General features: G+C 65.8%; 14 protein-coding genes and 1 other RNA gene. 6 read left to right on the top strand and 9 right to left on the bottom strand.

All coding sequences use genetic code 11. The annotated features are described in order from the left end of the window. Positions 1-43 precede the first annotated feature (43 nt). The 6 genes from greA to aroC form a co-directional block, all read right to left on the bottom strand. A complete protein-coding gene (gene greA / locus F792_RS0100405) occupies positions 44-523 on the bottom strand; it encodes a transcription elongation factor GreA (protein WP_018146244.1) in 480 nt (159 codons plus the stop codon). Continuing rightward, positions 520-3,753: a carbamoyl-phosphate synthase large subunit gene (carB, locus tag F792_RS0100410; protein ID WP_018146245.1), complete on the bottom strand. Its 3,234-nt coding sequence runs from the start codon at positions 3,751-3,753 to the stop codon at positions 520-522. Before carB ends, greA begins: the two co-directional genes overlap by 4 nt. Before the next feature lie 59 nt (positions 3,754-3,812). Next, positions 3,813-4,946, bottom strand: coding sequence for a glutamine-hydrolyzing carbamoyl-phosphate synthase small subunit (gene carA, locus F792_RS0100415; protein ID WP_018167908.1), 1,134 nt, complete (start codon positions 4,944-4,946; stop codon positions 3,813-3,815). A gap of 1,032 nt (positions 4,947-5,978) precedes the next feature. Then, positions 5,979-6,773, bottom strand: a complete 795-nt coding sequence (dapB, locus tag F792_RS0100420; RefSeq protein ID WP_018167909.1) for a 4-hydroxy-tetrahydrodipicolinate reductase — start codon at positions 6,771-6,773, stop codon at positions 5,979-5,981. Positions 6,774-6,844: 71 nt separating this feature from the next. Beyond that, positions 6,845-8,008 (bottom strand): MFS transporter, encoded by a 1,164-nt coding sequence (locus F792_RS0100425; protein ID WP_018167910.1) that lies wholly within the window; start codon positions 8,006-8,008, stop codon positions 6,845-6,847. Between the two features lie 44 nt (positions 8,009-8,052). Further along, on the bottom strand, positions 8,053-9,156 hold the full coding sequence (gene aroC / locus F792_RS0100430; RefSeq protein WP_018167911.1) for a chorismate synthase: 1,104 nt from the start codon (positions 9,154-9,156) through the stop codon (positions 8,053-8,055). A 148-nt stretch (positions 9,157-9,304) separates the two neighbouring features. Here aroC and F792_RS0100435 point away from each other — a divergent pair, with 148 nt between their 5' ends. From F792_RS0100435 to F792_RS0100455, 6 genes are all read left to right on the top strand, one after another. Then, entirely contained in the window at positions 9,305-9,811 is a 507-nt protein-coding gene (locus tag F792_RS0100435; protein WP_018167912.1) for a heme-binding protein, read from the top strand. A gap of 45 nt (positions 9,812-9,856) precedes the next feature. Beyond that, a complete protein-coding gene (locus F792_RS0100440) occupies positions 9,857-10,291 on the top strand; it encodes a rhodanese-like domain-containing protein (RefSeq protein WP_018167913.1) in 435 nt (144 codons plus the stop codon). A 74-nt stretch (positions 10,292-10,365) separates the two neighbouring features. Continuing rightward, a non-coding RNA gene (gene ssrS, locus F792_RS14375) (6S RNA) lies at positions 10,366-10,551 on the top strand. A 30-nt stretch (positions 10,552-10,581) separates the two neighbouring features. Beyond that, complete coding sequence (locus F792_RS0100445; RefSeq protein ID WP_018167914.1) at positions 10,582-11,229, top strand: 5-formyltetrahydrofolate cyclo-ligase; 648 nt, start codon at positions 10,582-10,584, stop codon at positions 11,227-11,229. A 31-nt stretch (positions 11,230-11,260) separates the two neighbouring features. Next, on the top strand, positions 11,261-11,725 hold the full coding sequence (locus F792_RS0100450; RefSeq protein WP_018167915.1) for an EVE domain-containing protein: 465 nt from the start codon (positions 11,261-11,263) through the stop codon (positions 11,723-11,725). Between the two features lie 4 nt (positions 11,726-11,729). Continuing rightward, entirely contained in the window at positions 11,730-12,407 is a 678-nt protein-coding gene (locus F792_RS0100455) for a glutathione S-transferase family protein (RefSeq protein WP_018167916.1), read from the top strand. A gap of 245 nt (positions 12,408-12,652) precedes the next feature. Here the strand turns inward: F792_RS0100455 and F792_RS0100460 are convergent, their stop codons facing one another. The 3 genes from F792_RS0100460 to F792_RS0100470 form a co-directional block, all read right to left on the bottom strand. Beyond that, positions 12,653-12,931 (bottom strand): HigA family addiction module antitoxin, encoded by a 279-nt coding sequence (locus F792_RS0100460; RefSeq protein WP_018167917.1) that lies wholly within the window; start codon positions 12,929-12,931, stop codon positions 12,653-12,655. 19 nt (positions 12,932-12,950) lie between these two features. Beyond that, positions 12,951-13,229, bottom strand: a complete 279-nt coding sequence (locus F792_RS0100465) for a type II toxin-antitoxin system RelE/ParE family toxin (RefSeq protein WP_026305866.1) — start codon at positions 13,227-13,229, stop codon at positions 12,951-12,953. Between the two features lie 75 nt (positions 13,230-13,304). Further along, a complete protein-coding gene (locus tag F792_RS0100470; RefSeq protein WP_018167919.1) occupies positions 13,305-13,577 on the bottom strand; it encodes a cupin domain-containing protein in 273 nt (90 codons plus the stop codon). Positions 13,578-13,645 lie beyond the last annotated feature (68 nt).

Below are 13,645 nucleotides of genomic sequence, written 5' to 3' on the forward strand. Positions count from 1 at the left end.
CGCCCGGTTGCGCCCCTGAGCGCGACCGGGACCCGCCGCGTCATCAGTTGACGTAGCGAACCTCCAGGATCTCGTATTCCGTCTCCCCGCCCGGGGCCTGCACGGTCACGACGTCGCCTTCTTCCTTGCCGATCAGCGCCCGCGCAATCGGCGAAGACACCGAGATCATGTTGTTCTTGATATCGGCCTCGTCGTCACCAACGATCTTGTAGGTGACCTGGCGCCCGTCCGCAGTCGCCTCCAGCACCACGGTGGTCCCGAACACCACCTTGCCGGTCTGCGGCAGGGTGGCCACGTCGATGATCTGGGCGTTGGAGAGCTTCGACTCCAGCTCGCGGATGCGGCCCTCGATGAAGCTCTGCTGTTCGCGTGCCGCGTGGTACTCGGCATTCTCCTTGAGGTCGCCGTGCTCGCGCGCATCGGAGATCGCGTTGACCACGCGCGGGCGATCCTCGCCCTTCAGCTTCTTCAGCTCTTCCTTCATCTTTTCCGCGCCAGTCACGGTCAAGGGCGTCTTGTTCATGCGCTTTTCCCTCCGAGATTTTCCTGGTGGAGGTCCTGCAGCCGGAAGACGTCATTCGCCCCCAGGTGATCCAGGGCCTGTACGGTGGCCTTGGCCCCGGCGATCGTGGTGGTATAGCCCACCTTGTGCATCAACGCCTCGCGGCGAATGGTGTAGGAGTCGGAGGTCGACTGCTTCCCCTCCACGGTATTGATGATGAAGCTGATCTCGTCGTTCTTGATCATGTCCACGATGTGCGGGCGACCCTCGGTGACCTTGTTCACGCGCGTCACCTGAATGCCGGCTTCCTCCAGCACGTTCGCCGTGCCACGCGTCGCCAGGACCTCGAAGCCCAACTCCACCAGGCGCCGGGCCACTTCCGCCACGTGCGGCTTGTCGATCTCGCGCACCGACACGAAGGCCTTGCCGGTGGACGGCAACAGTACGCCCGCTCCCAGCTGGCTCTTGGCGAACGCCTCGGCAAAACTGCGCCCGACCCCCATCACCTCGCCAGTGGATTTCATCTCCGGCCCCAGGATCGGGTCCACGCCCTGGAACTTGGCGAACGGAAACACCGATTCCTTCACCGAATAATAGTCCGGATAGACCGCATCGCCCACGCCCTGCTCGGGCAAGGTCTGCCCGACCATGCAACGCGCGGCAATCTTGGCCAGCGGCCGTCCGACGCTCTTGGAGACGTACGGCACGGTGCGCGAGGCCCGTGGATTCACCTCCAGCACGTAGATATCGTCGCCCTTGATCGCAAACTGGGTGTTCATCAGGCCGACGACCTTCAGGCCCAGTGCCATCTTGCGCACCTGCTCGACCATCTCGTCCTGGAGTTCCATGGACAACGAGAACGGCGGCAGGGAACAGGCGGAGTCGCCCGAGTGCACGCCGGCCTGCTCGATGTGCTCCATGATCCCGCCGATGATCACGTTCTCGCCATCCGAGATCGCGTCGACGTCGACCTCGATGGCGTCATCCAGGAAGCGGTCCAGCAGCACCGGGGCATCATTGGAGACGGACACCGCGTTCTTCATGTAGCTGCGCAGGTCCTCGCGGTCGCGCACGATCTCCATCGCGCGCCCACCGAGCACGTAGGACGGACGTACGACCAGTGGGTAGCCGATCTCCTCGGCCAGCTTCTCGGCCTCCTCCTCGCTGCGCGCGGTGCGGTTCGGCGGCTGCTTGAGCCCCAGCTTGTTCAGCAGGGCCTGGAAGCGCTCGCGGTCCTCGGCCAGGTCGATGGAGTCCGGGCTGGTGCCGATGATCGGCACGCCAGCGGCCTCCAGGTCCCGCGCGAGCTTCAGTGGCGTCTGGCCACCGTACTGCACGATCACGCCGGCCGGCTTCTCGGTCGCCACGACCTCCAGCACGTCCTCCAGCGTCAGCGGCTCGAAATACAGCCGGTCCGAGGTGTCGTAATCGGTCGAGACCGTCTCCGGGTTGCAGTTGACCATGATGGTCTCGTACCCGTCCTCGCGCATCGCGAGCGCGGCATGCACGCAGCAGTAGTCGAACTCGATGCCCTGACCGATGCGGTTGGGCCCGCCGCCCAGCACCATGATCTTCTGCTTGTCGGTGGGATCCGCCTCGTTCTCCTCTTCGTACGAGGAGTACATGTAGGCCGTGGTAGTCGCGAACTCGGCCGCACAGGTATCCACCCGCTTGTACACCGGGCGCACGCCCAGTCCATGGCGGTGTTTGCGCACCGCCTTCTCGGTATCGTTCACAAGCTTCGCCAGGCGCAGGTCGGAGAATCCGCGCTGTTTCAGACGGTACATCTCCTCGGCGCTGATCTCGCCCAGGATGCGGTCCTTCACGCCCTTCTCGACGTCCACCAGCTCCTGGATCTGGGCCAGGAACCAGGGGTCGATCGCGGTCAGGTCGAAGATATCCTGGATCGAGAAACCCGCACGGAAGGCATCGGCCACGTACAGCACCTGCTCGGGGCTGGGGTTGGCGAGCTTCGTGCGCAGCTGATCGGTCACGTCATCGGCGGTCAGATCGATGCGCTCGTCGAGGCCGTCCATGCCGGTCTCCATCGAGCGCAGCGCCTTCTGGAACGACTCCTGGAAGGTGCGGCCAATGGCCATGGCCTCACCCACCGCCTTCATCTGGGTGGTCAGGCGTGCATCCGCCTGCGGGAACTTCTCGAAGGTGAAGCGCGGGATCTTGGTGACCACGTAATCGATGGACGGCTCGAACGAGGCCGGGGTCAGACCACCGGTAATGTCGTTCTTCAGCTCGTCGAGGGTGTAGCCCACCGCCAGCTTGGCCGCGACCTTGGCGATCGGGAAGCCGGTCGCCTTGGAGGCCAGCGCGGAGGAACGCGACACCCGCGGGTTCATCTCGATCACGATCATGCGCCCGTTCTCCGGGTTGATCGCGAACTGCACGTTGGAGCCACCGGTCTCCACGCCGATCTTGCGCAGTACCGCCAGCGAGGCGTCGCGCATGATCTGGTATTCCTTGTCGGTCAGGGTCTGCGCCGGGGCCACGGTGATCGAGTCGCCGGTGTGGATGCCCATCGGATCGAGGTTCTCGATCGAGCAGATGATGATGCAGTTGTCCGCCTTGTCACGGACCACCTCCATCTCGAACTCCTTCCAGCCGAGCGCGGACTCCTCCAGCAGCACCTGGTTCACCGGCGAGAGATCGATCCCGTTCTTGACGATGTACTCGAACTCCTCGCGGTTGTAGGCGATGCCGCCGCCCGAACCACCGAGGGTGAACGACGGCCGGATGATCACCGGGAAGCCGATCTTCGGCTGGATCTCCTGCGCCTCCTCCCAGGAGTGCGCGAGCATCGCGGTCGGCGTATCCAGGCCGATATCAGCCATCGCCGCCTTGAAGTGGTCGCGGTCCTCGGCCATATCGATCGCCGCCTCGTTGGCACCGATCATTTCCACTCCGAACTTCTCCAGCACGCCTTCCCGGGACAGGTCCAGCGCGCAGTTCAGCGCGGTCTGGCCCCCCATGGTCGGCAGCACGGCATCGGGCCGCTCCTTCTCGATGATCTGGGCGACCGTCTGCCAATCGACCGGCTCGATGTAGGTGGCATCCGCCATCTCCGGGTCGGTCATGATGGTTGCCGGGTTGGAGTTCACCAGGATCACCCGGTAGCCCTCCTCGCGCAGGGCCTTGCAGGCCTGGGCGCCAGAATAGTCGAACTCGCAGGCCTGACCGATCACGATCGGGCCGGCCCCGAGGATCAGGATGCTCTGGATGTCGGTACGCTTGGGCATGTGACGGCTCTCGCAGGCTGTCGAAATCGGAAATTCGGTCGAAAATCGGGGGAACGGCGTTAGCTGCGCGCGGCGCGCATCATCTCGACGAAGTCGTCGAACGCCGGGGACACATCATGCGGCCCCGGGCTCGCCTCGGGGTGACCCTGCAGGCTGAACGCCGGGCAATCCGTGCGGGCGATCCCCTGAAGCGTACCGTCGAACAGGGACCGGTAGGTCGCCTTCAACGTCTTGGGCAGGTTGTCCTCGTCGACCGCGAAGCCGTGATTCTGCGACGAGATCATCACTCGCCCGCTGGCCTCGTGCCGGATCGGGTGGTTTGCCCCGTGGTGGCCGAACTTCATCTTCACGCTCTTGCCGCCACTGGCGATGCCCAGGAGCTGATGCCCCAGACAGATGCCGAACAGCGGCAGCTTGCGTTCGCAGAAGTCACGGATCGCGTCGATGGCATAGGTGCAGGGCTCGGGATCGCCCGGGCCGTTGGACAGGAAGACCCCATCGGGCTTTAGCTCCATCACCTCGTCCACCGGCGTCTCGGCCGGGACCACCGTCACGCGGCAGCCACGATCCGCCAGCATGCGCAGGATGTTCTGCTTCATACCAAAGTCGTAGGCCACCACGTGGTAGTCAGCGGCGTCCGGGTCGACTCGCTTCGGCTCTTCACCGAGCTGCCAAGTGCCCTCCAGCCACTCGTAGCGGTCCCGTGTGGTCACCTCGCGCGCCAGATCCATACCCTTGATCCCGGGGAACTCGCGCGCGGCCGCCAGGGCCGAGGTCTCGTCCACATCACCGGCCTGGATGCAGCCGTTCAGGGCGCCCTTCTCGCGCAGGATACGGGTCAGCTTGCGGGTATCGATCCCGCTGATCGCCACAATGCCGTGGCGTAGTAGATAGTCGGGCAGCGACTCCCGCGAGCGCCAATTGGACACCAGCGGCGGCAAATCACGGATGATCAACCCTGCGGCATGGGCACGCGAAGATTCGTCGTCCTCCGGGTTCGTCCCGGTGTTGCCGATATGCGGGTAGGTCAGCGTCACCATCTGCCGGTGATAGGACGGATCGGTGAGGATCTCCTGGTACCCGGTCATCGCGGTATTGAACACCACCTCGCCAACCGTCTGGCCCATGGCGCCGATCGCCTGACCATGAAACACAGTGCCATCTTCCAGGACGAGCAGAGCAGGCGCGGACACAGGGGGACCTCCAGGTGGTCTGGGTCGGGGCCGCCAGGCGATTCGCCGGCGGCGGTACTGCGATTCGTTCGGGATCTGCGACCCGCCCTCGTCCGCACCACTCTACCGGGGTGTGAACCCCTTTTTCGGCAACGATTCGGTGCTCGGAGGACGGATACGATTACGCCTTCAAGTGTACGCGAGCGCCGCGCGCGGCGTCCAACGAGATCCCCACTTCCGGCGTCTCCGCCCGCCACTCGCCGCCCGCTTTCCGGGCCCGAACACCGCCTACCCGGCCCAAGTATGAAACCGATGCTCCGTGGCTAGGCTGGCCTTTTCAGGCTGGCCCTGGTTCATCGCTCGGTGTTTACGGTGGCTTCGTCCGGCCGCCTGCCACGCGCTCTCTCGCGAGCGCACCGCGAGGTACTTTCTTGCTTGCCCAAGAAAGTACCCAAAGAAGGGCACCCGGATTCCGCAAGGGGCTCCATACGGGAAGAGTAGGTCAAGACAGAAGGTGTTCCGTCCCCCGGACATAACAATAGGTAATGCCGTCCGAAGGCCCCGGCGCCCGCTTCGCGGGCGCGGCACGCCATGGCCGAAGGCCGAGCGTGCCGAAGATGTCGGAACAGCCTGCCTCCAACCAATGGCACAGGCCTTCGGACCGCAATTGTCTTGACCTACCTCCCCGTTGTCGTCGCGCCGAGTGGAGAGGCTTTTCGCGGGAGAAAAGGCGCTGGATGTCTGAGCGGAGCCGAAGGCGCAGCGAGTTCAGCGCCGCCCGCGAAAAGCCTCGGAGCGAGGGAAACCCCGGCCCGCGCAGCGGGCCGGGGTCGCGGCAGTCGGGCGTGTTTCTTGGTTACTTCTTTGCACGGGCAAAGAAGTAACTCGGGGCGCGCTGGCGAGTCAGCGCCTGGCAGGCGGCTCGACGAAAGCACCGTAAACACCCGATGCCGAACCAGGGCCAGCCACAACAAGCCTGTCGGCCGGTCGAAGGCACCGTAAACACCGGATGACGAACCAGGCCTAGCCTTCGCCAAACGCAGCCCCTACCGGCTAGAGGTCGCGCAGCCCCAGCACATCCTGCATGTCGAACAGCCCATTGCCAGCGCCGACCAGCCAGACCGCCGCACGCACCGCACCGGAGGCGAACACCGTGCGACTGGAGGCCTTGTGGGTAATCTCCACACGCTCGCCATCACCCGCAAACAGAGTCGTGTGCTCGCCGACGATGTCGCCGCCGCGCACCGTGGCAAAACCGATAGTGCGCCGGTCACGGGCTCCGGTCTGGCCCTCGCGCCCGTAGACGGCGTCCTGCTCCAGATCGCGGCCCAGGGTCTCCGCGACCACACGCCCGAGCTTCAGCGCGGTACCGGAGGGCGCGTCCACCTTGTGCCGGTGATGGGCCTCCAGGATCTCCACATCCACGCTGTCGCCCAGCGCCCGCGCGGCCAGCTCCACCAGCTTGAAGGTCAGATTGACCCCGACACTCATGTTCGGCGCATAGACGATCGGCAGATCCCCTGCCGCCGCCTGCAAGCGCTGCTCCTGCTCCGCATCCAGCCCGGTGGTGCCGATCACCAGTGCCTTTCCGGCGTTCGCACACAGCTCCAGGTGCTGCATGGTCGCCTGCGGCGAGGTGAAATCGATCAGCACATCGAAATCGTCGGTAACCGTCGCCAGATCCTCGACCAGGCGCACCCGGCCCTCCGCGCCCACCGCCTGACCGATGGTCTCGCTGCCGGGGCGCTCACTGGCCGCCCCCAGCTGGGCATCGGGGTGTTCGTCCACCGCCTGCACCAGGTTCTGGCCCATGCGCCCGCCGGCGCCCGCAATCGCAATTCGAATCATCTTTGTTCCATCCAGTGCTATCGGTCCATCGGGTTACGCGCACCCTACGAAGCTTTGCCCCGGCACGCCAGTTACAGGGTTCGCACCGGGGTGCGGAAACGCCATTCGCCATACACCGAGGCGATCACCCCGGCCGCGGCCAGGAACGCCGCGAACACATACACCGAGGCTGGGCTGATGCCATCCCACAGATAGCCGGCCACCAGGGATCCCGAGGCACCGCCCAACCCGAAGGCCAGCGACGAATACAGCGCCTGCCCGCGCCCCTGCAACCGCCCGGGGAAGAAATAGTGGATCAGCGAGATCGCCGCCGCGTGGTACACCCCGTAGCTGGCCGCATGCAGGATCTGAATGAACAGCAGCATCGGCAACGAATCCGGGACCGCCGCCAGCAGCCCCCAGCGCAGCGTGGTCAACACCAGCGCCGCCGACACCAGCAACCAGGCCCCAAAACGCAGGATCAGCCGCGGCATCAACAGGAACAGCACCACCTCGGCCGCCACCCCCAGTGCCCACAGCTGCCCGGCCACCGAGCGCGAGTAGCCGGCCTGTTCCAGGTACAGGGTAAAGAAGGCGTAGTACGGCCCGTGGCTCGCTTGCATGAAGAAGCAGGCCACAAACAACGCGATCACCTCGGGGCGGCGCAGCACGGTTAGCAGGGGCGGGGCGTTATTGTCCTCGTCGAGGTTGCGCGCCGGCTCGCGCACGAACTGCGACGCCACCACCACCGCGATCAGCACCGCCAGCACGATCCACGGCAGCCAGGCCACGGCGATCCGGTCGAAGGCCCAGCCCAGCACCGCAACCGCCACGATGAAGCCGACCGAGCCCCACAGCCGGACCAGCGCATACCGATGCGCGTCCCGCCCCAGCGACCGCATGGTGGTGGCCTCGAACTGCGGCAGGATCGCGTTCCAGAAGAAACTGTAGGCGGCCATCACCACCGCGAGCCACCAGTACCCGGTGTACAGCAGCACGCCGGTGAAGGCGACCGCCCCGCCCAACGCACCCCAGCGGGCGATCGGCATGTGCGCGCCGGCACGATCCGCGAGCCAGCCCCAGACGTTGGGCGCAATGATCTTGGTCGCCAGCACGATCGCCATCAGCTCGCCGATCTGGGCGCCGCTGAACCCCTCCTCGGAGAGGTACGGCCCCCAGAACGGCATGAAGGCGCCGAGGCTGGCGAAGTAGAAGAAGTAGACCGCGGACAGGCGCGCGTTCTGCGTCACTGCCATGAGGGGACCGCTACACGATCAGGACGACACGGCCGAAGGCCGCGTCATTCGCCGGGATGGTCGCGCAGCTCCAGCCCCGAGTCCGGGACATCGGCGTTCTGCGCACGGTGACGCAGGGCGTGGTCCATCAGCACCAGCGCCATCATCGCCTCGGCGATCGGGGTCGCGCGGATGCCCACGCAGGGGTCGTGCCGCCCCTTGGTGACCACCTCCACCGGCTCGCCGGCGGTGTTGATGCTGCGCCCGGGCAGACGGATGCTGGACGTCGGCTTCATGGCAATGCTGGCCTGCACCGCCTGACCGGTGCTGATCCCGCCCAGCACGCCGCCGGCGTGGTTGGACAGAAAGCCCTCGGGGGTGATCTCGTCGCGGTGCTCGGTGCCGCGCTGGGTCACGGATTCGAAACCCGCGCCGATCTCCACACCCTTCACCGCGTTGATGCTCATCAGCGCGTGCGCCAGGTCGGCGTCCAGGCGGTCGAACACCGGCTCGCCCCAGCCAGCCGGCACCCCGGTCGCCTCGACCGTCACCCGTGCCCCGATGGAATCGCCCGACTTGCGCAGGGCGTCCATGTACTCCTCCAGTTCCACGACCTTGTCCGGATCCGGGGAGAAGAACGGGTTGTCGTTCGCGATCTCCGGCTGCTTCGGCTCCAGCTCGATCGGGCCGAGCTGCGACAACCAACCGCGGATGGTGATCCCGTAGCGCTGCTCGAGATAGCGCCGCGCGATGCCGCCGGCCGCTACCCGCAGCGCGGTCTCGCGCGCAGAACTGCGCCCGCCGCCGCGGTAATCACGCACGCCGTATTTCTGGTGATAGGTGTAGTCCGCATGCCCCGGGCGGAAGCGGTCCTGGATGTCGCCGTAATCCTTGGAGCGCTGATCGACGTTCTCGATCAGCAGCCCGATCGGCGTACCCGTGGTACTCCCCTCGAACACCCCCGACAGAATACGGACCTGATCCGGCTCGCGACGCTGGGTGGTGTGGCGCGACTGGCCCGGCCGGCGGCGATCCAGGTCAAACTGCAGATCCGCCTCGCAAAGCTCCAGACCGGGCGGACAACCGTCCACCACCGCGCCCAGGGCCGGCCCGTGACTTTCACCAAAGGTACTGACGACGAACAGTCGCCCAAAGCTGTTTCCCGACATGCGCGTAGTGTAGCCGCGCCATGCCCGCCTGTCGCCTGTTCCCCCACCCAGCGGCCGGTCGGCGACGGGCGGAATGGCACGCTCGGCAACCACGTCCCCTATCTGCCATGATCGACGTGCAGCACCCATAACCAGAAAGGAGGAACCCATGACGAATTCCCTGACCCGCCTGGTGACCGGCACCGCCGCGGCCCTGTGCCTCGGCCTCGCCAGCAGCGCCCAGGCCGATGTCTATACCCAGCGCTTCATGACCCTGGAACTGGCCAACGACATCGCCATGGGCGCCGTCGAGGCCTGCCGCGAAATGGGCCACCAGACCGCGGTGGTCGTGGTTGATCGCGCCGGCAACGACCAAGTGGTCCTGCGCGACCGCATGGCCGGCGTGCAGACCATCCAGATTGCCGGCGACAAGGCCCGGGCCGTGACCATGTCCGGCACCACCTCCGCCAACTTCCGCGACAACCGCGAAGACATCCGCATGGAGATGAACCACGTGGATGGCATCATCATGCTGGCCGGCGGCCTGCCAATCGAAGCGGCCGGCAGCATGCTCGGAGCGGTCGGCGTGTCCGGTGCGCCCGGCGGCGATCTCGACGAGGAATGCGCCCAGGCCGGGATCGACCGGGTCCAGGAACGCCTCGACTTCGCCATGTAAGCATTGCGGGTGCCAGGGAACGGCGCCCGCCCCCAGGAAAACACCATGACCGACACCCCCCGCCCCGCCCCGAAACGCATCTCGCCGGTGGAGACCTACGAGCGTCTGCAGGCACGCCCGCGCGACCTGCTGATCGACGTCCGCTCAACCATGGAGTATCTGTTCGTCGGCCATCCGACCGGCTCCATCCACATCCCGTGGATCGACGAACCCGACTGGACCGTGAACCCACAGTTCGTGCCCCAGGTGCGCAAGCTGCTGCTGGGCGGCGTCAGCGATCACAGCGAAGAAGCACCGGCCCTGTACCTGATCTGCCGCAGCGGCAAGCGCACGCTGGACGCCGGGCAGGCCCTGGTGGACGCCGGCATCGAGCATGTCTTCTCGGTGGACGAAGGCTTCGAAGGACCGCTGGACGAGAACCACAAGCGCTCCACTCGGGGTGGCTGGCGCTACCACGGCCTGCCCTGGGAGCAGTGCTGAGGCCCGCGACGGATCCCCTACAGCCACGGGGGTTGCGCGCACCCCGGGGGGTTTGGTTCATAATGAACTCGGACGCGTCACTGCGGCGTTCGATTGTGGCCCGGTGGTACCCTTGAGCCTTAATTTTTCACCACGGGACCGAGTACTTCCGTTTCGCTGTGCATGTCCGTCTTCGAGCGGAAAGCCTAAAGATCCGGAGACTTCTCCCACCTGAGCCCTAGGTTCAAGGTCAAGGGCCACGCCGGCGCCTGCGGGGCGCGTCCACTTCTTTATTGATCCCGATTTCCTTTATGTCTGCGGAAACCGACTCCGTTCAAGATTCGCTATCGCCCGACGATCTGCGTGCCCTGCGTCTGCGCCTGCGCCGCGCGCGGGCGGCTTTGTCGGATGCCCAGCTCGACCACCACTCTGCCGCCATTTGCGGACATCTGCTGCGCTGGTTCGAGCGCTGGAAGCCGCATTGTGTCGGCGCCTATCGCGGCCTGCGCGGCGAGGTCGACCTGACCCCACTGACTGTCGCCCTGGCCCGGCGCGGCACACGCATCGCCCTGCCGGTGATGGACGACAAACGCCCCGGGCACATGCATTTCCACACCTGGGCCCCGGGCGATGCGCTGTGCCACAACGGCTTCGGTATCGCCGAACCCTGTCCGGACGCCCCACGCATTTGGCGCCGCGAGATGCAGGTGGTGCTGATGCCGCTGGTGGCCTTTGACACCGCCGGCAACCGCATGGGCATGGGTGCGGGCTACTACGACCGCTACTTCGCCCGGCGTCGCTTCGGCATGCGCCGGCCGAAGCTGATTGGCGTGGCCCACTCGCTGCAGGGCGTCCCGGCGCTGCCGACTCGCCCCTGGGACGTCCCGCTGGATGGCGTCGTCACCGAGCAGGGCTGGCATGCGCTGCCAGACCGCGCGCGGCACAATACGCACACCTGACCACACCCCTTATTTGGCACGAGGAGCCCGCATGGCCTACTGGCTGATGAAGTCCGAGCCCGACGAGTTCAGCATCGACGACCTGGAACGCGTCGGCGTGGAGCCGTGGGACGGCATCCGCAACTACCAGGTGCGCAACATGATGCGCGACGAGATGAAAAAGGGTGATCTCGCCTTCTTCTACCACTCCAACGCCAAGCCACCGGGCATCGTCGGCATCCTGCGCATCGAGAAAGAGGCCTATCCGGACACCTGCGCCTTCGATCCCGAAGACCCGCACTTTGATCCGAAGAGCGACCCGGACAACCCGCGCTGGCTGCGCGTGGACGTCGCCTTCGAGGAAAAATTCGGCGACATCATCACCCTCGACTGGCTGAAGCAGCAGCCGCAGCTCGAAGACTGCCCGCTGGTGCGCCGCGGCAACCGGTTGTCGGTAATGCCCATCACCCAGGACCAGTGGGACTTCATCCTGAGCCACGCCCAGCGCGGGAAGTAACCGCGTGGCCACGCTCTACCACTTCCCGCACGACGCGCAGGCCGACCGCCTGCGCCTGGCCTGCGGCTACAAGGGTGTCGCGCTGGAGACCCGCGCGCTGGACTGGTTCGACGACGAGACCTTCTTCGAACTGGGCGTGGCCCGCCAGTCCCCGATCCTGCAAACCGACGACGGTACGCTGCACACCGACACGGTCACCGCATTGCGCGATATCGACCACCTGTTCCCGACCGGCGAGCCACTCTCCGACGGCGTCATCGCCGAGGACGCCTGGCAGGCCCTGGTGGACTGGCGCGCCAAGGTGGAGATCGTGCTGGACCGACTCTACGCCCCGCTGGCGCCGGGCTTTCACGGCATCGGCGAGAGCGCCGAGGCCCTGGCCGATTTCAAGGCGCATGTGCAGCACCGCTTCGGCCTGTCGCTGGAGGAACTCGCCAACGACCGCTACGACGGCTACAACCAGCTCGCCAAGCTGAGTCACCTGCCAGAACTGGCCAAGCACCTGGCCGCCAACCGCTTCTACCTCGGGCAGCCGTCGATCGCCGACTGCGTAATCGCCGCCGACCTCTACCCGCTACAGATGCACGACGGCATCAACCTGCCGGTCGACATGCTCTACTACCTCCGCCGCGTCGAGGAGACCTTCCACACCCCCCTCGACACCCACTGGCTCGCCCGCTGAAGACCATGTGGGAGCGGCCTTGGCCGCGAAACGGCGGTAGGCGCTGGCACAGGCACCGCATTCGCGCGCAGGCACGCTGCCACAGGGACTGCGGGAAGGGCGTGAGCTCGTAGGATGCGTTGAGCGCAGCGAAACGCATCAGGGGGTCACACAGGGCGTGGGACATGGTGCGTTTCGCTACGCTCAACCGCACCCTACGGCGACTGAACAGGATTTCGCTTCAATCGCACCTGCGGCATCGGGGATCACGCAGCCGCGAACCGCCGGATATGATTCTCGTCCCGGGACGCGGCCCGGGCCAGATCGTAGTTGGTCTGCATCGTGAGCCAGTGGCGTGCCTCGCCGATTCCCCCACTCTCCAGACGCACCGCAAAATCCGGTGAAATGGCGGCGTGTTCGTTGAGAACACGCGAGACCGCGTTGCGGGACATCCCCAGATGCTGCGCAAACTCCGTCACCGAAAGACCCAGCCCCGGCAGCACACGCCGGCGCAGGATCCGCCCGGGGTGGGGCGGGTTCCGCATCGCCGCGTCTTCCTGAAGGTCAGTGGTAATCTTCATAATCCACCTGATCCGCATCGTCGCCACTGAAAGTGAAGGTGACGACCCAGTTGCCGTTCACATGCACCGAGAAAAAGCCGGCGCGATCCCCACGCAGCGGATGAAAATCCATGCCCGGGAGATCCAGCTGTCCGGGATGGGTCGCTGCATCCAGCAGCGCGAGAATGTCTTCCAGGTCTTCCACATGGTCCGCCGGCAACCCACGGCGATCGCCGCTCGCATACAAGCGTTTTAGTCCCTTGTGACGAATCTTCCTGATCATCGGCCTTCCTTGGCACGCAACTTCGACTGTAATCCGTAACGTTACGGTGGTCAATGCAATCCACTGACAAGCGGCTCAGCCAAAGCGGTAGTGCTTGCGGATGTCGCGGTGGATCTCCCAGGTGCAGTCCATGCCCTCGGGGAAGGTGACCAGGTCGCCCTCGCCGACCGTGACCGGCTCGCCGCCGTCCGGGGTCACCGTGACCTGGCCTTCCAGGATGTAGCAGACCTCGCGCTCGTCGTAGTGCCAGGGGAAGGTCGAGATCTCCTTCTCCCAGACCGGCCAGTCGAACACCCCCAGGCGTTCCAGGTGGTCGTGGTCCGGGCGATGAATCACTTCGATGGACATGACAGCCTCCTCAATACCGAGAGCACGCGAGCCTAAACCCAACGCGTTCGCAGACCAACCGGCGGCCC

Source organism: Thioalkalivibrio sp. ALMg9, assembly GCF_000380625.1.
Taxonomy (GTDB): Bacteria; Pseudomonadota; Gammaproteobacteria; order Ectothiorhodospirales; family Ectothiorhodospiraceae; genus Thioalkalivibrio; species Thioalkalivibrio versutus.